At 43.6% G+C, this 21,097-nt stretch carries 17 protein-coding genes and 1 other RNA gene; 5 read left to right on the top strand and 13 right to left on the bottom strand.

Annotation, left to right across the window (positions count from 1 at the left end; all coding sequences use genetic code 11):
• Positions 1–45: 45 nt before the first annotated feature.
• From HQR03_RS09375 to ffs, 10 genes are all read right to left on the bottom strand, one after another.
• Positions 46–1,743 (bottom strand): ABC transporter ATP-binding protein, encoded by a 1,698-nt coding sequence (locus tag HQR03_RS09375; RefSeq protein ID WP_244952016.1) that lies wholly within the window; start codon positions 1,741–1,743, stop codon positions 46–48.
• Position 1,744: 1 nt separating this feature from the next.
• Positions 1,745–2,827, bottom strand: a complete 1,083-nt coding sequence (locus HQR03_RS09370) for an ABC transporter permease (protein WP_173239985.1) — start codon at positions 2,825–2,827, stop codon at positions 1,745–1,747.
• Positions 2,827–3,897, bottom strand: coding sequence for a microcin C ABC transporter permease YejB (gene yejB / locus HQR03_RS09365; protein WP_173239984.1), 1,071 nt, complete (start codon positions 3,895–3,897; stop codon positions 2,827–2,829). The genes HQR03_RS09370 and yejB overlap by 1 nt, the downstream gene beginning before the upstream one ends.
• Positions 3,898–3,939: 42 nt before the next feature.
• Positions 3,940–4,719, bottom strand: coding sequence for a hydroxyacylglutathione hydrolase (gene gloB, locus HQR03_RS09360; protein ID WP_173239983.1), 780 nt, complete (start codon positions 4,717–4,719; stop codon positions 3,940–3,942).
• Between the two features lie 132 nt (positions 4,720–4,851).
• Positions 4,852–6,684, bottom strand: coding sequence for an extracellular solute-binding protein (locus HQR03_RS09355; RefSeq protein WP_173240001.1), 1,833 nt, complete (start codon positions 6,682–6,684; stop codon positions 4,852–4,854).
• A gap of 246 nt (positions 6,685–6,930) precedes the next feature.
• Complete coding sequence (serC, locus tag HQR03_RS09350; protein WP_173239982.1) at positions 6,931–8,040, bottom strand: 3-phosphoserine/phosphohydroxythreonine transaminase; 1,110 nt, start codon at positions 8,038–8,040, stop codon at positions 6,931–6,933.
• A gap of 121 nt (positions 8,041–8,161) precedes the next feature.
• Positions 8,162–9,052, bottom strand: coding sequence for a hypothetical protein (locus HQR03_RS09345; protein ID WP_173239981.1), 891 nt, complete (start codon positions 9,050–9,052; stop codon positions 8,162–8,164).
• Between the two features lie 84 nt (positions 9,053–9,136).
• Positions 9,137–12,304: a M48 family metalloprotease gene (locus HQR03_RS14205; RefSeq protein ID WP_244952015.1), complete on the bottom strand. Its 3,168-nt coding sequence runs from the start codon at positions 12,302–12,304 to the stop codon at positions 9,137–9,139.
• Positions 12,305–12,354: 50 nt separating this feature from the next.
• Complete coding sequence (locus HQR03_RS09335) at positions 12,355–12,951, bottom strand: LemA family protein (protein ID WP_025651180.1); 597 nt, start codon at positions 12,949–12,951, stop codon at positions 12,355–12,357.
• A gap of 197 nt (positions 12,952–13,148) precedes the next feature.
• Positions 13,149–13,245, bottom strand: an RNA gene (ffs, locus tag HQR03_RS09330) — signal recognition particle sRNA small type.
• Between the two features lie 292 nt (positions 13,246–13,537).
• On the opposite strand from ffs, the gene HQR03_RS09325 reads away from it, so the two are divergent.
• Entirely contained in the window at positions 13,538–14,254 is a 717-nt protein-coding gene (locus HQR03_RS09325) for an SIMPL domain-containing protein (RefSeq protein WP_173239980.1), read from the top strand.
• Positions 14,255–14,412: 158 nt separating this feature from the next.
• On the opposite strand, the gene HQR03_RS09320 is transcribed toward HQR03_RS09325, so the two are convergent.
• Together HQR03_RS09320 and HQR03_RS09315 are read right to left on the bottom strand one after the other, a co-directional pair.
• Positions 14,413–15,171, bottom strand: coding sequence for a DUF4124 domain-containing protein (locus HQR03_RS09320; protein WP_173239979.1), 759 nt, complete (start codon positions 15,169–15,171; stop codon positions 14,413–14,415).
• A 195-nt stretch (positions 15,172–15,366) separates the two neighbouring features.
• Complete coding sequence (locus HQR03_RS09315) at positions 15,367–15,783, bottom strand: hypothetical protein (protein WP_025651183.1); 417 nt, start codon at positions 15,781–15,783, stop codon at positions 15,367–15,369.
• Here HQR03_RS09315 and HQR03_RS14300 point away from each other — a divergent pair.
• On the top strand, positions 15,782–15,907 hold the full coding sequence (locus HQR03_RS14300; protein WP_264673008.1) for a hypothetical protein: 126 nt from the start codon (positions 15,782–15,784) through the stop codon (positions 15,905–15,907). The two genes, HQR03_RS09315 and HQR03_RS14300, sit on opposite strands and share 2 nt — an antisense overlap.
• Before the next feature lie 161 nt (positions 15,908–16,068).
• On the opposite strand, the gene glnA is transcribed toward HQR03_RS14300, so the two are convergent.
• Positions 16,069–17,478, bottom strand: coding sequence for a type I glutamate--ammonia ligase (glnA, locus tag HQR03_RS09310; protein WP_025651184.1), 1,410 nt, complete (start codon positions 17,476–17,478; stop codon positions 16,069–16,071).
• 784 nt (positions 17,479–18,262) lie between these two features.
• Here glnA and HQR03_RS09305 point away from each other — a divergent pair.
• The 3 genes from HQR03_RS09305 to trpC all read left to right on the top strand — a co-directional run bounded on the left by HQR03_RS09305 (position 18,263) and on the right by trpC (position 21,068).
• The gene (locus HQR03_RS09305) at positions 18,263–18,886 is read left to right on the top strand and encodes an anthranilate synthase component II (RefSeq protein WP_173239978.1); all 624 of its coding nucleotides are present in this window, start codon (positions 18,263–18,265) and stop codon (positions 18,884–18,886) included.
• Between the two features lie 80 nt (positions 18,887–18,966).
• Entirely contained in the window at positions 18,967–20,088 is a 1,122-nt protein-coding gene (trpD, locus tag HQR03_RS09300; protein WP_173239977.1) for an anthranilate phosphoribosyltransferase, read from the top strand.
• Positions 20,089–20,168: 80 nt separating this feature from the next.
• On the top strand, positions 20,169–21,068 hold the full coding sequence (trpC, locus tag HQR03_RS09295) for an indole-3-glycerol phosphate synthase TrpC (RefSeq protein ID WP_101212618.1): 900 nt from the start codon (positions 20,169–20,171) through the stop codon (positions 21,066–21,068).
• The last annotated feature ends 29 nt before the right edge of the window (positions 21,069–21,097 follow it).

Raw genomic sequence — 21,097 nt, 5'->3', positions numbered from 1 at the left:
ATAGCTACTGCCAGTGCCACATTTGAATGTTCAACAGACCCTAGGCTAAATCATGCTTGCCTGTAATAACTGCTGAGCATACGGGTGCTGTGGATTATTGAAAACATCTTCGCTACGACCAAACTCAATACACACGCCGTCTTTTAGCACCACAATATGCTGACATAAAGCGCGTACTACCTTTAAGTCATGGCTAATAAAGACGTAACTGATTTGCAGTTTTTGTTGAATCTCTCGTAGCAAGCTGACCACAGTGACCTGCGTAGTGCTATCAAGCGCAGAAGTTGGCTCATCTAATATCAACAGACTGGGCTGCATAATGAGTGCACGCGCAAGGGCTACCCGTTGACGCTGACCGCCTGATAACTCATGCGGATAACGCTGCGCAAAATCAGCTGGTAGATGCACAGTAGCCAAACTATCCATCACCGCCTGCTGACGTTGTGCTTTATTGACACCTTGTACCAATAATCCTTCTTCGACGATTTGCATGACCGTCATGCGCGGATTAATACTGGCAAAGGGGTCTTGAAACACCATTTGAATCTGCGAGCGGAAGGTGCGCAGTTCACGTTTGGACAATGCTGTAATGTCTTGCCCATTGATCATTATTTGACCACTGATATGTGCTTGATTGCTAAGCAATTGACTTAGTGCCAGCGCTATTGTGGTCTTTCCAGAACCTGATTCACCAACGATACCTAATGCTTGTCCTTTTTGCAGGGTCATATCGACATCTTTTACCGCATCGAACCAACGTTTGGTGCCGCCAAACAAGCTTTTTTCTACAGGAAACTGTACTTGTAAGTTGCTGACTTGCAATACGATTGGTAACTGACTTTCATCATCAAATAAACTGAGCGCTTGCCCGAAGTCTTGCTTGATAAGCGAGCGCGTATAGTCGGCTTTAGGCTGACTAAATACTGCTGCAGTTTGCCCTTGCTCAATCGTCTGTCCTTGACGCATGACGATGACTTCATCGCTGTAGCGTCTGACCAAATTGAGATCATGGCTGATTAATATCATCGCCATATTATGCTGACGTTTAAGATTATCTAATAAGGCAAGAATCTCATGTTGCAGAGTCACATCGAGCGCGGTGGTCGGTTCATCAGCGATTAAGATATCGGGCTGCTGCGCTAATGCCATGGCAATCATGACTCTCTGACGCTGACCACCAGACAGCTCATGTGGATAGCGATTCAGCTTATCAGCAGGATTGGTGATATTGACATCGTCTAGCAAGGCAATACTTTTCTCTCGCCACTGCTTTTTTGGCACACCGCTGAGACGCAAAGATTCAGCAATTTGTTTGCCGACCGTATGCAATGGGTTTAATGCTGTCATTGGTTCTTGAAACACCATACCGATACGTTGCCCACGAATAGAGCGCAGCGCCTCATTACGCCCTTTTTCATTGATAATTGGCAGCACCGTCATACCTGTTGTATCTGCTAACTGCACTTCACCGCTAACCGTCAAACTATCGGGTAACAGCCCTAATAACGCGAGGCTAGCAATCGACTTACCAGAGCCCGACTCCCCGACGATGGCCAAGGTTTGTCCTTGTCTTAGCTCGTAAGTTAGCTTATCGACCAGTTGGACGCCTGCATGAGTTGTGATGCTAAGCTTATCTACTGCTAGCATGAGCTTGCTTTGGGCATTGCTATTATTTTCGCTTGAAAGTTTATTTTTTTCAGCAATGGTTGTCGTATTAGCGGTTATCATCTTAGCAGTTGTCATATTAAGAGCGCCTCGGATCAAAGGCATCGCGTAGCGCTTCGCCAACGAAGATGAGCAAGGATAAAATAAAGGTTAAGCTAAAGAACCCTGATAGCGCAAGCCATGGTGCATCAAGGTTATTTTTGCCTTGTACCATCAGCTCACCCAGCGACGGTGAGCCGGGTGGCAGACCATATCCTAAAAAGTCTAAGGCTGTCAGTGCAATAATATTGGCCGTTAAAATAAACGGCAGCTGTGACAAGCTTGACGCTAAGGCATTGGGCAAGATATGTCTTAGCATGATCTGGCTGTCCGACACCCCGAGATTACGCGCCGCACGGACATAATCAAAGTTACGCGCACGCAAAAACTCTGCCCGCACCAGACCAACCAGCCCCATCCAACCGAATAACAGCATCATCGCAAATAGCATAGTAATACTAGGGCTAAACAAGCTGACCAAAATAATAATCATAAACAGCTGCGGCATACCGCCCCATACTTCCATAAAGCGCTGCCCTGCTAAATCTACCCAACCACCATAATAACCTTGTATCGCACCAACGATAATACCAATAAGCGCGCCTGCTAGCGTCAAGGCCAGACCGAACAACAAAGATACCCGCATGCCGTAAAGTATCCGCGCCAGCACATCACGACCCAAATCATCTGTCCCAAGCCAATTTTGGCTATTGGGCGCGGCTGGATATGGAATTCCTAGCTCAACGTTCGGTGTCTGATCAGCAAAAGGGATGGGCGGCATAATATAAAAGCCCTGCTCATCAATCAGCATTTGTACCGCAGGGTCTTTATAGTTGGCTTCGGTCTCGAACACCCCGCCAAAAGTCGTTTCGGGATAGGCTTTTAGTACGGGAAAATAATAATCACCTTGATACTGCACCAGTAGCGGCTTGTCATTGGCAATCACATTGGCTGCCATACAAATAACAAATATCAGGGCAAAAATAAATAGCGATATCACGCCGAGACGATTGCGGCGAAAACGATTAAGGCGTGCCTGCCAAATAGGGTTTAAGCGGCGCTTTTTCTCTAGTGGAATAGAAGAGGCAGTTGAGGGTGTTGAGGATAATGGATGACTTGACATTAGCGCCCCTCAAAATCAATACGCGGATCAATTAAGTGATAACTCAAATCACTAATTAACTGCAATAATAATCCGAGCAAAGTAAAGATAAATAGCGTACCAAATATCACGGGGTAATCACGCTGCTGAATGGCTTCGAAACCTAACAACCCCAAACCATCAAGCTTAAAGATAATTTCAATGAGAAAATTACCGGCAAAGAAAATCCCAACGATAGCCGCTGGGATACCAGCAATAATAATCAGCATGGCATTACGAAAGACATGACCGTATAACACTTGACGCTCACCCAAGCCTTTCGCGCGAGCAGTAAGCACATATTGCTTACCAAGCTCTTCTAAAAAGCTAAACTTGGTCAAATAGGTTAAGCCTGCAAAGCCGCCAACGGTACTTGCTAGGAGCGGTAGCGCCAGATGCCAAAAGTAATCTTTTACTTTACCAAGTACACTTAATTGATCGAAATTCTCGGAAGTTAATCCTTGCAGTGGAAAAATGTTCCAGTAGCTGCCACCAGCAAAAAATACTAGTAATATGACGGCAAATACAAAGACGGGTATCGCATGGCCGATAGCAAGTAGCATGGCAGTGACTTTATCAATCCCCGAGCCATGATGCATGGCCTTATACACGCCCAGTGGAATGGCGATCATATAAATCAGCAGCGTGCTCCAAAGCCCAAGCGAGATGGATACGGGCAGCTTTTCGACAATCAAATCCGTCACCGATTGACCTTTAAAAAACGACTCACCAAAATCAAGCTTGGCATAATTCTTTAGCATCAGCCAAAAACGCTCAGGGGCTGACTTATCAAAGCCATATTGCGCATTAATCGCCGCCACCATCTCCTCAGATAGACCACGCGTACCTTGGTAAGTGCTATTGTTGCCACCGGCACTACCCGCGCCAAGATTACCACTTAGCGCACTGTCTTTTGCGCTTTGCTCAATAAGTGCCAGTTGCTGCTCAACAGGACCGCCGGGCGCCGCTTGGACAATGACAAAGTTCGCCAGCAATATCAAAAATAGCGTCGGTAATATCAGTAATAACCTTTTTAAGATATAACGACCCATAATGGCGGCTTCCTAAAATAAAGAGAGATGACAACTTAGTATTTAGAAGTTATTTTTAAGCTCACGTAACGCGGCGAACACCGTCAAAGACTTATCATCGTCTATAGTGACTTTAGACTTTACCCCTGCTATCACACTTGGCTCTTGCGTCCGCAAAAACACATTGATTGCGCGTTCATGCTCTAAAGTGACTGGCAGCGTCGGGATACCTTGGGCGGTTTTTTCTTCTGCTTGAGCCAGCGCTTGCTGCATCGCTCCATTAGCCGGTTCAATAGATAAGCCAAAGCGTAAGTTGTTGGCAGTATATTCATGGGCTGGATACAGCAGCGTCTCAGCTGGCAAGCCATTTAAACGCTTAAAGCTGTCATGCAATTGCTCAATCGTGCCGGTAAAGACGCGTCCGCAACCGGCACTAAATAAGGTATCACCGCAAAAACAATGCTTCTGTCCATCGATATCCAAAATATATGCCACGTGGCTTGCGGTGTGACCGGACACATCCCATACTTGCGCGGCACAGCCCCAAGCGCTGACCGTACTGCCGTCTTTAATAGTTTGATCTTCATCGACATTGTGCTCGGTATGCGCAACCAAATGCGTCATTGGATAAGATTCTTGTAGCTCGGCGACGCCTCCGATATGATCATGGTGATGATGTGTGGTCCAGATGGACGTCAGCTCTAAGCCGTTTTCTTCTAAATAGGCGATAACTGGCTCGGCTTGACCCGGATCAATGACAATCGCCTGCTTATTATTTTCATTAATGAGTGTCCAAATATAGTTGTCATTGAACGCTTTAATGGGGTGAATACGAATACTCATATAAAATCCTTAGCAGTGATTGTCTTTATTACTGATGTTTTTTATTAAATTTTAAAAACCAAATGAAACACGATTTTATTTACTGGTTTAAATGATAATTTTTAAATAACTGTTTTAAGCCATTATTTTAAACTATTGCTTTAAGTATAGATTAACGCGAGCTTCTGCTTCTTTATCTGTCCACCAATAATCGATACCGATAGCATTGGTCGGGAGTTTTGCAGTATGACGATATTGATTCCAGTAGGCGACATTGGTGCTAGGTTTGCCGTATAAAGGGACTAAATAATGTCCTGCCCGTAGCAGGCGATCAAGTACGTGCGTATATAAGACGATCTCATCGCGATTTTTAGCGTCGCCCAGTTTTTTAATAACACTGTCAATCGCAGGATTTTTAATACCGATGGTATTGGCGTTACCCGCTTCATCAGCGGCTGCACTGCCCCAAAACGCCGCCTGCTCAGCACCAGGTGATAAGCTCTGTGCAAAGACGTCGACCACCATATCATAGTCAAAACGGCGCATACGCTCGTAATATTGTGGCCCATCGACTTGACGTAAGGTTGCATCAAAGCCCAAACGCTTTAGATTACGGATATAAGGCAACAGCACGCGCCCCATGGTCTCGCCTGTCATCAAAATCTCAATCTGAGCAAGCTTGCCGTTTGGCTGATATAACTTCATATCTTGATAATAAAAGCCCGCATCTAGCAACAGCTGGCGCGCCTCTAATAAGGCTTTACGATTAAAGCCGCTACCGTCACTGGTTGGCAATCGCCATTCCGTTAATACCGCTTGTCGCTGAATCGGTTCAAGCTTGGCCAGCAATGGGCTTAATATCTGCATCTCAGCCGCAGATGGCGTACCAGTAGCAGCAAGCTCTGAGCCATGAAAGAAGCTTTGTAAGCGCTCATACTGCCCATGGAATAAAGTTTTGTTCATCCACTCAAAATCATAAGCTGCCGTCAATGCTTGGCGGACGCGAATATCTTGAAAAAGTGGCCTACGCATATTCATGACCAAACCCTGCATCGGTACTGGGTTTTCACTGCTGATGGTTTCTTTATTAATTAGACCTGCTTTGACGGCGGGGAAATTGTAACCTGTTGCCCAATTCGACGCTTTATTCTCCGGACGGAAACGATATTGCCCAGATTTAAAACCCTCAAAAGCAATCTCATCACTTTGATAATAGACGAATTTAATCCTATCAAAGTTATAACGACCACGATTGACCATCAAATCACTGCCCCAATAATTGGGATCACGCACATAGCTGACCGCACGCCCCGCATCAACGCGACCAAGTTTATAAGGACCACTACCCATCAATGGCGTGAGCGTGATTTTCTCAAAATCTGTATCAATCGAGGATTTAGCAAAAATAGGGAATTGCCCAACCGTTAATAATATCTCTTTATTATCATCAGACTTAAAAACAAACTTTACCCGCTGCTTATCGATAATCTTAATGTCTTTAATATCGCCCAAATAGCTGCGGATATACATCGGGCCTTTATTCAATATCGCATCATAAGTGGCTTTGACGTCACTACTGGTCACTGGCGACCCGTCCCAAAAGCGCGCAGCAGGATTAACATGGTAAATAATCCAACTGGTATCGTCAGGATCATACGTGACTTTATTTGCCAGCTGCGGATACATGGTAAAGGCTTCATTGAGTGAGCCCGTCATCAAGGTATCATACAGATAGTCCGTACCAACCATTGCCACGCCTGTGGTCATCCATTTATTGGCCGCATTAAAGGTGCCGCGTGCATCCAATGACAGCGTACCACCTTTGGGCGCCTTTGGATTGGCATAGGGCATGTATGGTACGTCAATATACTCAGTGGTACTATTGTGCCCAAGCGCAGTCGTGGTGATTGGCGCTGCGATACTGACAGGTATCCAGCTGCTAGTCATGACAAGCAAGACGGCTTTTAGCATGGTGTTTTTTAGCATCATGACTATGTAATACCCCTCATAACGACCTTCTACTCTAAACCGACTTGGATAAAAAATGCGCGACTGACGGCAAAATAGGCAATTGAAGAAATTTTATCATAACAAACTTAGGTTTTTTAACCTAATGCTTTGCGGTGTTAAGGGTGCTACATAACGCATTATGCTACTTAAAAAAACGCTAATAGACATAAAAAAAGACGCAGCTCTTAAAGTTGCGCCTTTTGTTTCAAAGCCTGTACTAACTTAAGCGTGCTTTTTTTCAAAGGCGATCATAAAGTCAACCAACTGCTGTACCCACTCTAATGACACTGCATTATAAATGCTGGCGCGCATACCACCGACATCGCGGTGACCTTTTAGATTCATGAGGCCCGCCGCCTCTGACTCTTCTAAAAACACTTTATCAAGGCTGCTGTCCGCTAACGTAAACGGCACGTTCATGATAGAGCGATATTTGGGGTCAACGGGATTACTATAGAAGCTGCTGTCATCAATCGTTTTATAGAGTAAATAGGCTTTTTGCTGGTTGATTTTACCAATAGCAGCAACGCCGCCCTGCTCTTCTAACCAATCAAATACTAGTCCTGCTAAATACCAAGAATAGGTCGCTGGCGTGTTTGACATCGACTCTTTTTCAGCTTGGTGTTCATAGTTCATCAGTAGTGGGCACCACTCACTCGCTTTGCCCAATAAATCCTCACGGATAATGACGATAATTAGTCCTGCTGGCCCGATATTTTTTTGCGCACCCGCATAAATCATGCCAAATTTAGAGACATCGATTGGCTGTGACAAAATGCAAGAAGACATATCGGCGATAATCGGCGCATCGACTTGTGGCGGCTCAAAAATCTGCAAACCATGAATGGTTTCGTTGGTGCAGTAATGAAAATATGCCGCATCTGCGCTCAGATTCCAATCACTTTGGTCTGGCACATCGGTAAAGTTATTGTCTTTACTCGTTGCGACCACATTAACCTCGCCCAAACCCAGTTTGGCATAGCGCTGCGCTTCTTTAACCGCTTTGCCAGACCAAGTACCCGTCGTTAGGTAATCTGCGCGTCCACCATTTAATAGATTTAACGGAATCGCTGAAAACTGTAAGCTGGCACCGCCTTGTAAAAACAGTACTTTATAGTTATCTGGAATGTCCATTAGCGAGCGCAATTTGGCTTCGGCTTTTTCGGTAATCGCGAGGTACTCTTTACTACGGTGACTCACTTCCATAACCGACATGCCGCGTCCTTGCCAATCAAGCAACTCTTCTTGAGCGCGTGATAATACGGCCGTCGGTATCGTAGCAGGTCCCGCTGAAAAATTGGGTACACGGTTAGGAGCGGCTTTAGTGGTCATAATCAATATCCTAAATATGATGAAATCATCGTGGTTATTAAAGGTTAAACGTTAAATATGAATGTTAACGTTATTTTTAATCTCTGTCGTAGTAGTCGTAATAATAGCAAGTGGCAAGCCTTTAACTCTGGCTCGATAACTGCTCCCAAAGCTGACCTTTAAGGTTACTATCAACAAGCATGTCATCAAGTGTAGGCACAGTCATAAAGTTCGGATGCTCAAGGCCATCAGGTAATACGGTCAATGCCGCCACTTTTATCTCTTCGCGACGACCAATCTTAAACACATATCCTGCAAGGCTGGCATTGGCAAGCTCAGCGGTATCCATACCCTCACAGATAGGAAAGGATGTGGTCTCACAACTGATGAATAGCGCTTGGATGATATTTTGCCACAGTTTTTGGCTGTCATGATTAAGGGCTTGAATATCAACCAAAATTACCCAATCGCCATAGCGACCACCTTGTAAATCAAATGGTACTACCTTTTTGAAGCTATCGTCTTTAAAGTTATTCTCTTTAAAACTGCTATCTTCAAAGCTTGGAGCATTATTTACATTGTCCATCGCAGCTTGCTGAACGACCGTATTTACAAGTGAGGTAACGGCGGGCTTAGAGATGTCAGGGACAGTCGAGTCAAAACTATAGGTGACGGGGCTTTGTTGGTCAGATTGGATTAAACCTGTCTCATTAGCGTCATCATAAGAATGATTAGACTCATCATCTACCATACCTGATATGGCATTAATATTTGGGGATTCAATATTAGAAGATGCAAGGCTTGGCTGTTCAGTGCTCGTCGCAGAAGAAGCTGTAGCATTAGATGGAGTGCTGGCATTAGCTAAAGTTGAGTTAGCTATAGTCTGCTCAGGCAGAGTAGGCGCAGAAATATCAGCGATACTCAATGTCTCAGAGCTTGGCTGCACCCACTGATTGATACCCATCATCGCTAAAATCTGGCGCTGCTGCATACGATGCTGCAATACAATTAGCGGGTCTTGAATATCACTCATGCTTATTTACTATCCTACTTATCTAAAATGGATTTACAGGCTTTTACTATCAAAAGAATACTCAAATGTAATTAATGACACTGCTCAAAAAAGCTGCCGAACGCCTAGCCAATGATTGGCAAGCTCGGTCAAACAATCATACTCATCTTGACTGACTATCGTATCGTGTAACATCACTGTATGCAACGTGCTCAGCCATTGCCAGTAATCATTATAACCATGAGGCTCATTATTAATCGCATTATAATCTATTTGAGCATCGCCCTGTTGCCTCTGTCGATAATTATCATCACCTTTGGCTTTAGAATCAGACGATTGACTGGCAGACGCTATAAAAATAGGCACCGCTTCTATCAATGCCAGTAATTGAACACTATTTAAACTTTGCGCAGTCAATAACAACCATTGCAAATTTGCCTCACTAACGGCTGCTAAATCAATATCAAGCAAACGTGCATGACGGCGTAAATCTACAAGATAATGAGCAACGCTAGCACTATTATAGCTGAGCACTGAAATAGGTGTTGAGATAGGTGTTGAGATAGGTACTGAGCTATCTAGTGCAGATACGACCTGACCCTTGGCATCTTTTGCTAAGCGATACGCCAATAAAGTCAGCATGGTTTTTGCGGCAACATCGAGACCATTAAACACCTGTCCTGACGGGTCAAGCTGAGCATAAATATCATCCGTGCCAGCGTGCAATACTTGCTGCCATTGATAGTATAGATATTGAGGGTGAAGATGCGACTGAACCTGTGTATCATTTAATACGGCAGACAATACGGGCAACAATTGCTGCAGCTGTAGCGCTTGCCATAACGCTAAAATCGAAGGCGACCGAGACAACCGAGAGCGCGTATTCTCTAAAGGATTTAATACGGATGTAGACTTATTAATAGAATCATCATTATCTATAGTATCAGCGATATTTTGACTTAGATCAGCCGTTAAGGAGCTTTCAAACAGCTCAATGATACCCTGCTGATAACGCAATAGCATCGTCCGACACTTTTCTTGCTGCATATAATGTTGATGATCTTGATTGCTATGACTGGCTTCATATTTTAAGCGCCATTCATCAATAGCACTTTCTGATAAATCATGCTGGCGTAGTTGCTTTAGCGCCAACGCAATCAAAGCACTGTCTAATCGTCTGTCAAGATTTGCCACTGCCGCTAATAATTTATGATCGAGTGTATGCGGTAAAATTTGTGTGTTATTTATATCGACCTTAGTTTTAGTAGCAAAAGCTCTATCGCTATCGAGCCCGAGCCAGATATCAGTTAAGTCATAAGTTGCTGTTGTTGACAGCACATAACCCTGATGACAAAGCAGCACAGCTTCAATCAAAGCTTGCGCCCCTAGCGGGTGATAACTGTGATTGAGCATATACTGCGGTAGCGATACTTTTTGTATGTCATCAATACCAACCAATGTATCAGACGGCAAATCACTATCAGGTTTGGCTTGCCATGGCTTAAGCAGCTGCTGAGTACCGACATCTTCTGCTTGCACCTGCAAACGCCCATTAATAACAACATCTTGCTCTACAAAAAATTCAAGCCCGTTATCGTCCTGCAATTCATTATTTATCTCACTAGTCGAAAAGGTTGCAATTTCTTTTTCGATAGCAGCTTTTTGAATAATATCTTTTTGAATAGCAACTTTTTGAATAGTACCTTCGTCAATAACATCATTGAAGTTACTATTAAGTCTTTTATCAGCCGAATAGCGGTTTTTATCGGTCGCGCTTTTATAAATATCTGACGCTGATTGAACTGCAGATACTCGCGATTGATGTGCATTTTTCTCTTGCTTATTATTGCTTAGGCTATTTACTACTATTACACCCCAATCACCCAAGCGGCGCTGCTCATAAATTTCTTTTATCTTTTGCTGATTGAGACGTTTTTCTTTAGCCACTTGCACGGCGAAATCATGATAAGCATTGGCATTGATGGCACTCATGCGCTCAGCCAAACTTGGATGCGTGGCAAACCACGATACGTCACCCAAATCGGCACCACTACTAGCAAAAAAGAAATGACTTAATCCATTAATATCGGTGATGCCAGTTAAGCACGAACCAAGCGAGTCTTGATGAATGGCTTTTAGCGTTGCCATAATCGCCGGTGAGCGGGTCAACTGTACGCTGGTCGCATCGGCGAGCAACTCGCGCTCACGGTTAAAGCTGTGTTTAATCAGTTGCGCACTGGCCATACTGGAAAAGCTCAATCCATGTATTAATAATGTCCAAATATTGCGCGGTGCTTGGCTATCGAACTTATTATTATTTTGCAGCCACATCGACTGAGTTTGTGTTGATGATTGCTGGCTTTGTGACTGTTTATTCGACTGAGCTTGCCAATAGCTTACCCATTCACTATGAGTGTTAAAGTTTGCTGTTAACGCTTCAATGCGACGCGCATGGCTATCAATTGCTCTTTGCGGCAAGGGGTTGTTTTGCTTAACCGCACTATTAATAAAAGAGCCATCAAAATAGTTTTGCTGACTGTTTTTATGACTGCCTTTATAACTAGCACCAAAATTATTAATAGAATCACTCCAATCATAGAGTAATTGCAAACCTGCCAGTATCACCATTAACTGCAAATTAAACGTCGCATCACCATGCAATATATGAGCATACTCATGCCCTATTAGCCCGTATAGCGCTTCATCAGATAGCTTATCAAGCGAGCCTTGGGTGACGACGAGTACCATATCTTGGCTATGCCGACCCGCTACAAAACCATTAATGCCTTGTTCTTCAGGCAGCACATATAAAATTGGCATATGCAAACCTGAAGCAATGGCTAGCTGCTGGGCAATCTCATAATAACGCCGATAGACAGGCGGAAAATCGCGCTCATCACGCACTGCAATATGAAGGGTGCTAAAACGAACTTTTTGTACAGGCTGATGCTGATGGGCAACCCCCTGACTATGCTCCCACGCATCTTGGCTGTGATCGATAAACAACCGCACTGCACCCACACGTTGGGCAATAGCGCGACCACCTGCTTTTAGGCGACCATATTCCAAAAAACTACCAATGACAAAGCTACCTAGCGTCCAAACAGCAACCAGTATTAATACCCACTTATAAACGCCACCAGTAAATATCGTCAGCAGTAGCGCCATGATAGCCAGCGCTACTGCCAAATGGGCAAAGACAATGAGAAAAAACAGCCCATAGAGCAATAAGCTGCGCTGAGTACGGCTACGCTGTGCACCAAAAAAATCCATCTATTACTCTTACCTAACCATAACTAAGTGCATTTGACAGTATGTAAATATCAGCCCATATCGACGACAGGTGCTTGAGCAATGAGTTTTCTATCTTCAAATACCAATGGACTAAGTGGACGAAAGCCAAAAGTTGTGCTGACAAGATTATTAGGAAACACTTCGCGATCATTGTTATAAAACATCACGCTATCGTTATAATGCTGACGGGCAAAGCCAATCCGGTTTTCGGTATTGGTCAGCTCATCCATCAACTCCTTAATCAAGCTATCTGCTTTTAGCTCAGGATAAGCCTCCACAACCGCAGAAAATTGCCCCAACGCTTTCGACAACATACCCTCTGCTTTGGCAAATAGCGCCATATGCTCAAGCGAGTCTGGCTGATGTTTATTAGAGTCTTGCAAGCTTTGGGCGTGATTACGTGCACTAATCACACGAGTCAGCGTCTCTTCTTCATGCGTCAGATAACGCTTGGCGGTTTCGACTAAATTGGGAATCAAATCATGACGCCGCTTTAGCTGCACATCTATCTGTGCAAAGCCATTCTTTGCTTGGTTGCGGGCGCGTACCAATTTGTTAAATATCGAGACGCCACATACCACCACTAGCACCACGAATGCAATGAACAGCCAAACGAACAATTTCATAAAAGAATCCCAAAGTATCTAGAATGTTAATAAAAGTTAATACATTGTATTTTAACCTATCTTAATCAATGAGAAGTTAAAATTTAACGAAATGCGAGCCAAAAAAAAGCCCTTTACAATGAAGGGCTTAATATAGCAAATGAGCGTTGTTTATATTTTATTAAGATCGCACTCAAATTTTAGGCAAAAAAAAGCGACTCCAAAAGCACATCCTCGGCACACATCATAACTATTACCGTTGCTACCTTCCGGTCCTGGCGGGATTCATAGAACAATGTTGCGAGGCTACCAATGGAGCCACCAGTTGCAGATTATACAAGAATTTTTTGTGATTACAACCCCAATCGTAAAACTCTTCGTTTAAGAGGCTAAATAATGGCAAAAATTAAGGTAATAAAGGAGATAACCACGTCATTCTTATAACTTAGCCTGTAACTTAAGTGACAAAATTCTCACAGCAACCTCTTTAATTTTTGCTATTTTAGTTGAGGTATGTTGAATAAGAAACGATACAAACAACATACCGTATAAGAATAAGCGTAATCAATACACGACTCATATAACTATCATTTATTAGGAGATCATAATGAAAACCACTCTACTCAATAAAGCGGCTCTGGCTACTGGTACTGCGGCCCTACTGACAGCAATGATGGGCAGCGCTCATGCAGAGCCAACAGGCTACGATCAGCTTAGCTTTCAGGCAGAAGTCAAAGAAGATATTCAAAACGATGAAGTACGAGCCAGCTTGTATAAAAAAGCACAAGCCACCGATGCTAAAACGCTGGCCACCACGCTCAATACCTCTATCAATAATGCGATGAAAATCGCTAAGCGCTACCCTAAGGTGACAGTGACTACGGGACAGCAGCGCACCTATCCACGCTATGATAAAAATGACAAAATCATTGGCTGGACTGGACAAGCAAACATCGATCTTAAAAGTACAGATTTCGCCGCAACGAGCCAACTTATTGCTGATTTGCAAGAAACCTTGGTCATGGACAATCTAAACTTTGGGGTTTCAGACGTGAAAAAAGATGCCTTAGAGCAGAAGCTAATGACAGCAGCCTCTCGTGCGTTTCAACAGCAAGCTAAAAACCTCACCCGCGCTTGGGATGCTCGCGGTTATCGTGTCGTCACTGTCAATCTAAACACCGGTAGCAACTACCCGCGTCCGATGTATAACGCGATGAGCATGAAAGCGGCCTCTGCTGATGAATCGGTACCAAGCCAAAGCTTTGAGTCTGGTGAAAGCACCATCTCAGTCACTGCCAATGGCACGATTGAGTTAACCAAATAAGTTAAAAAGATAGATATAATTAGGTTCTATTAAACATTCAAATAGTTTTTGAAAAAAAGGGCAATCACTGAATACAGTGACTGCCCTTTTTTTAACGTCTAAAAACCAAATAACCTATACTTTATTTAGCTGCCTTAATAAATAAGCCACTTATTTAATTACTTAGTAAAAGCATTGCTAGTCATAGGTTTACTGCTCTGAGAGTTGGCCTGCTTCCCGTTTTTTTGACGCAACTTTAGCATCACTTTTTGATGCCACGGCAAGTTCTGATACGCCAAAAGCTGCTGGGCAATTTTTTTATTGTTTTGCAAGGTGGTATTATTTTGAATCACATAGACAGTCCTTGTGACTTGCTGCAGCGTTTGACCTTTTTCACTTTGAATGACGGCCGTTATCGTATGCGCGCCTGGCAAAGTGTCTATTGTCGCAATCGTTACATTTAGACCTTGAGCAACTTCGTTACCATCAAAGTAAATACGGACACTAGCGCCTGCTTGCAGCGCGGGCTGAACTTGTAGCGCTACGTTGATACTCTGCGCTGGACGCCGATAAGCGCGTTCTTCGCTCGGTTCAGTGATGGTCAGCTGATAGTTGACCGCTGCCTTAGCTGTTGAGTCATTGGCGGGCGCGGCATTGCTAGCAGTTTGACTACTTTCAGTGCTATTGCTGTTTGAACTATTCGTTTCATTACCGGTTGTCAACGTCGTCTGGCTAATCTCTTTGCCCGCTTGCTGCTCGTAATTTTGTGGACGATCGGTAAAGGTGACTTGACCGGTCTTCTCATCAACAACTTTATAAATAGCGGCGGCATTTGCCATCGGTGCGTAAAGACTGGCTGCGCTAATGATGAGCCCTGTCAGCAGACTTAGCGACAACCCTTTATTTAAAAAAACAGTACTTTTTAATGATGAAACCATAGTCAGTTAACCTAATAAGTGCGCGTGTTTAATAAGTATAATAATACCATTATGGGGTATTTTTAAAGTAATAACAGTAGCGTCTGTTATATTAGATAAATGGAAAGCAAACTCTAATCTAGAATAGTACATCTACGACAGCAGCACTTTTATGTAGGCATTTATGAGGATATGACTTCTTGAGTTAATCCATGTTTACTCTATTGGCGATATATTCCAAGTGTCTAATAGTCGCCAAATGGCAGCATCAATCTCTTGCCAATGCTCTAAGTTACTACGATGAAAATACCATTCAACTTTGATACCACCATAAATAGGCTCGTATGAAATAGCTTTGACTTTCTCATTATTCCAAAATGAAAAAACTATGCCAGAGACTTGACTGTTAGTAGAGTTACCAAAGCAACCTAATCCAACATCGTCTCGAATGTCACATTGAAGATTGTATTGATCAGACATTTCTGATTCATATTTACCTTTCTTATCTATAATCTTCCAAGTGACGATGTCACCCTCTTTATAAGGATCTTGCTTTTTTTCTTGTTGCATACAGCCTATTTGAAATAGTGACAAGGTGATTACTAAGAAAAGGCTTAAGGTTGAGCGTTTCATGGCATTGCCTGCTGTTATCATTATTATGGCTGGCTATGAAAAACTGAGCATTGCAACTCACTGTCCGCGCCGTCCTGTAGAAACTGAAACCGTGGGCTTAAATCCTAAAAAAATTCATCAGTAAGAAACGGTATCGCGAGTAAAAATGTAACGAGCACTTATTATCAAGCATTCATCATCAGCCTCTCATTCTAGAACAATTGTTGGTTTGAATGCCATAAAAAAAACCAGCCAAGATTTACTTGACTGATTTTTTAATTAGAAACTCAAACTTTTAACGATGGATTAGCAGCTATAGTACAAGTCAAACTCTACTGGATGTACCGTCACATTGACACGCTGCACTTCTTCTTCTTTCAGGGCAATAAATGCTTCTAGCATGTCTTGGGTGAACACATCGCCTTTTAACAAGAATTCATGGTCATCACGTAATGCTTGTAGCGCTACTTCTAAGCTCTCAGCAACCGTTGGAATTTGTGCTTCTTCTTCTGGTGGTAAGTCATATAAGTTTTTGTCAGCGGCTTCGCCTGGATGCATCTTGTTCTGAATACCATCAAGGCCTGCCATCAATAGCGCAGCAAACGCTAAGTATGGGTTGGCGGCTGGATCAGGGAAGCGCGCTTCGACACGGACGGCTTTCGGGCTACTAACATGCGGAATACGAATAGACGCTGAGCGGTTAGACGCTGAGTACGCAAGCTTGATAGGTGCTTCGTAATGCGGTACTAGACGCTTATAGCTGTTGGTCGATGGGTTGGTAATCGCATTCAAAGCGCGGGCATGTTTGATGACGCCGCCGATGAAATATAGTGCCGTTTCAGACAGACCAGCATACTCATCGCCTGAGAAGGTATTGACACCATCCTTTGAGATTGACATATGCACGTGCATGCCCGAACCATTGTCGCCAACGATTGGTTTTGGCATAAAGGTCGCGGTTTTGCCAAACTGATGCGCAACGTTATGAACCACGTATTTTAACTGTTGTACTTCATCCGCTTTTTTGACAAGCGTATTAAACGCGACGCCAATCTCTGACTGACAAGGTGCCACTTCATGATGATGCACCTCGATACAGCCTTCGCCGATGATTTCTTCGATACGTTCGCACATCACCGCACGCATATCGTGTGAGCTATCGATTGGTGGTACTGGGAAATACGCCCCTTTAACACGTGGACGGTGTCCCATGTTGCCCCACTCATAGTCATTATTGGTTGACCATGCAGCTTCTTCCGCGACGATTTTATGGCTAACCCCTGACATCTCAATCGACCATTTTACTTCATCGAATACAAAGAATTCTGGCTCAGGACCAAAATAAGCCGTATCACCGATACCAGTAGACTTTAAGTACTCTTCTGCACGGCGGGCGATAGAGCGTGGGTCACGGTCATAGCCTTGTAGCGTAGAGGGTTCGATGATGTCACAAGTCACCACAACGGTCACGGCATCAAAAAACGGATCCAAAAAAGCGGTCTCAGGATCAGGACGCAAGATCATATCTGACGCTTCAATGCCTTTCCAGCCAGCGATAGATGAACCATCGAACATTTTACCGTCTTCCATGACTTCTTCGTCTACGCTATGCGCTGGAAAACTGATGTGCTGCTCTTTACCACGGGTATCAGTAAAGCGAAAATCGACCCATTTGGCATTGGAGGATTTGATAAGATCTAGTAGTTTGTTCGACATGAATAATCTCCGTTATGGTTATGACGTTATTACGATTTAAAGTAATAAATTAAAAAATTACGATTTAAAGTAATGAATGAAAACTTTTTAAAATATGGGACTGGCTTTTGGATCTACATAGCGGCTTTGTAGCGCCTGCAAGTTCATGTTTATCAACACTCGTGACACTATCCGTCAGTGTGCGCAGCTATCATTGGGCTAAAATTACTGGTCTAAAATCATTGGCCCAAAATAGTCATCAGCCAAATGCAGACTGACCCCATTTTAGCAACATCTGACTCATAATGCTGAACTCTTCAATTGCTTATTAACAATTATTTTTAGAGTAACCAATATCCAATATCTAATAATATTGATAACACTAATGGTGCAACTGCTGTGCCAAGTTACCTTGCTAAATATAATATTTAGTACTAACAACCCAATTATTGGCAATAATTTCAGTAATTTATAATAGTAATTTAACTATATTAAGAGGTAACTGAGCCATTATTTTTATGGACAACATTTAAGAGTAGTATATATAAGCGCATATTCGCACTGTATTAGTGCAGTAGCAAGTGCACCAATGATTAACATTGCATTTTTATGGTGCATTTTAATTTTTTGGCTCTTTGAAACGCTAGGTCATGTCCTACATTTTATAGACCACAAAATAGTGGTAAGATGATGTCCTTTACAATAACTAGCCAGTAAAGCAAGCCGCTTTTATGTTGAGTTCAATGCATAAATAATAAGAGCAAATTTACCTTTTGAAAAATAAAATCAATGAGTTGACTACACAATGATTCTAATGATCGATAATTACGACAGCTTTACGTACAATATCGTACAGTACTTCGGTGAGTTGCAGCAGGACATCACGGTATGGTGTAACGATCAGGTGACCATTGAGCAGATTGAAACCTTGGCTCCCGATGCCATCGTGATTGGTCCAGGGCCTTGCGATCCAGACCGTGCCGGAATTTCTCTAGAAATTATCGAAACTTTTAAGGGTATTATCCCTATATTGGGCATCTGTCTCGGGCATCAGGCGATTGGACAAGCATTCGGTGGACAGGTGGTCAAAGCTGGCGAAGTGATGCACGGGCGCTTATCTGCCGTTTACCATAGTGGTAAAGGCGTGTTTGCCAACTTACCTAGCCCCTCAAAATTCACGCGTTACCATTCGCTGGTCGTTGACAAAACCAGTCTACCCGACTGTCTAGAGTTGACCGCATGGACGCAGCACGCCGATGGTAGTATTGAGGAAATCATGGGCATACGTCATCGCACATTGGCCATTGAAGGCGTACAGTTCCATCCTGAGTCCATCTTGAGCGAAGCCGGTTATCAGCTACTCAATAACTTTTTGCAAACTCATAATCTGGCAGTATCAGCCTCAAAGGCATTGCCGCAAGTCGGTTAATGTTACTAAAAATGCATGATTGATAATAAAAATTCTGACCACCCTATACACCAATATAAATAATATAAAGCGAGAACCTAATGAATAATGTAAAGATAGAGGACACCCACACCGCAGCTAATATTGCACAACTGTCTGACGAAGGCATCCATAAGCTACTAACGACGGCTTTGGGTCGAATTTTTCAGCATATTGATTTGACCTTTGATGAGATGTATCAAGTCATGCTGGTTATCATGCAAGGCAGATGTAGCGACGCTATGATGGGTGCTATCTTGACGGGTCTACGTATGAAGGGTGAATCCATCGACGAGATTACGGCATCAGCCAGTGCCATGCGCGCTTTGGCTGCGAATATCGAACCTAAGAACTGTGCTCATTTAGTCGATATCGTCGGTACGGGCGGTGATGGTGCGAATTTATTCAACGTCTCTACAGCGTCGGCGTTTGTGGTGGCAGCGGCAGGCGCTCAAGTTGCCAAGCATGGTAATCGCGGCGTCTCTACCAGATCCGGTAGCTCAGATTTGTTGGAGCAAGCGGGTATTAGTCTGTCGCTCACACCTGAGCAAGCAAAAGACTGCATCGAAAATCAAGGCGTTGGCTTTTTGTTTGCGCCCAATCATCACAGCGCGATGCGTTATGCCAATCCAGTCCGTCGTGAGCTCAAATCGCGCACTATCTTTAATATCTTAGGGCCATTAACCAACCCTGCTGGCACACCCAATTTGGTCATTGGCGTCTTTACTGCTCAGCTGTGTGAGCCAATCGCCAAAGTTATGAAAAATCTAGGCGCACGTCATGTCATGGTCGTCGGTGCAAAGGATGGCTTAGATGAAATCAGCCTCGCCACTTCGACCACAGTAGCTGAATTAAAAGAGGGTGAAATCTCTGTCTATGAGATGATGCCAGAGGATGCGGGTATCGAATCACAAACGCTGATTGGGCTTGATGTAGATTCTCCAGAACAAAGCCTTGAGCTAATACGCGCCGCTTTATCAGGTGAAGAGACTCATGATCGCGCGGTCCTAAAAGCTCGTGATATGATTGCCCTAAATGCAGGTGCGGCGATATATACCGCAGGACTTGCCAGCAATTATCCTAATGGTGTCAGCCGTGCTCAACAAATCATCCAAAATGGCGATGCGTTAATCAAGCTTGAGTCTTTAGCCAAATATACTCAGCAGCTAGCGGCTAGCTCTTAACGGATACATCCGTGTTAACGAGATGCAAAAATAGCCATTGTTGCTTATTTATTTACCTTTAACAATATTCGGATACCAGTATGAACACAACCAATACAGATATTCCTTCGGTATTACAGCGCATCGTCGCCACCAAAGTAGAAGAAGTAAAAGCCGCTCGCGATGTGCTATCTCTTGAAGCGTTAAAAGCGCAAGTAGCGACTGATAAAAAATCACGTCGAGGTTTTGCCGCTGCTCTAAGAGCTGTGGGAGCTGTAGGAGTTACCGCTGCTAAAGACAATGGTATCGGTATCATCGCTGAGATTAAAAAAGCCTCTCCCTCTAAAGGCGTTATCAATCATAACTTCGCGCCTGCGTTGTTTGCCAAACAATACGAGCAAGCTGGCGCGAGCTGTTTGTCTGTATTGACGGATCGCGATTATTTCCAAGGCGATGACAGCTACCTGATTCAAGCTGCCAATGCCGCAAGCCTACCGATACTGCGCAAAGACTTTATGATTGATGAGTATCAAATTTACCAATCATATCTCATGGGTGCCGACTGTATATTATTAATCATGGCTTGTCTGGATGATACTCAAGTACAAAAACTACATGCGCTCAGTATCGAGCTGGGCATGGATGTATTGATTGAGGTCCATACCAAAGCTGAGCTTGAACGCGCATTAAAACTGCCACGCTCCGAGCATAATATCTATGGTATCAATAACCGTGATTTGAATACTTTTGATGTCGATCTACAAACCACGCTTGATCTAAAAAATATTTTAATCGAAGCATTGGCGGATGACGCTAATAGCGCAGCCACAGCACAGAAACCGCTTATCGTCACCGAAAGCGGTATCCATAGCAGCGATGATATTCGTTTGATGCTCAATAACGATATTCAGCACTTTTTGATCGGTGAGCAATTTATGAAAACGGATCACCCCGGACAAGCGTTACAATCCTTACTTGCGGGCGTCGCAGCAGACGGGTAAAGTGGCTTCAGTCTTCTGAACAGTTTAAA

Source organism: Psychrobacter okhotskensis, assembly GCF_013248965.1.
Classification (GTDB): domain Bacteria; phylum Pseudomonadota; class Gammaproteobacteria; order Pseudomonadales; family Moraxellaceae; genus Psychrobacter; species Psychrobacter okhotskensis.
The sequence above is the reverse complement of the archived record's forward strand: the minus strand, read 5'-3'. Positions and strand labels throughout refer to the sequence as shown.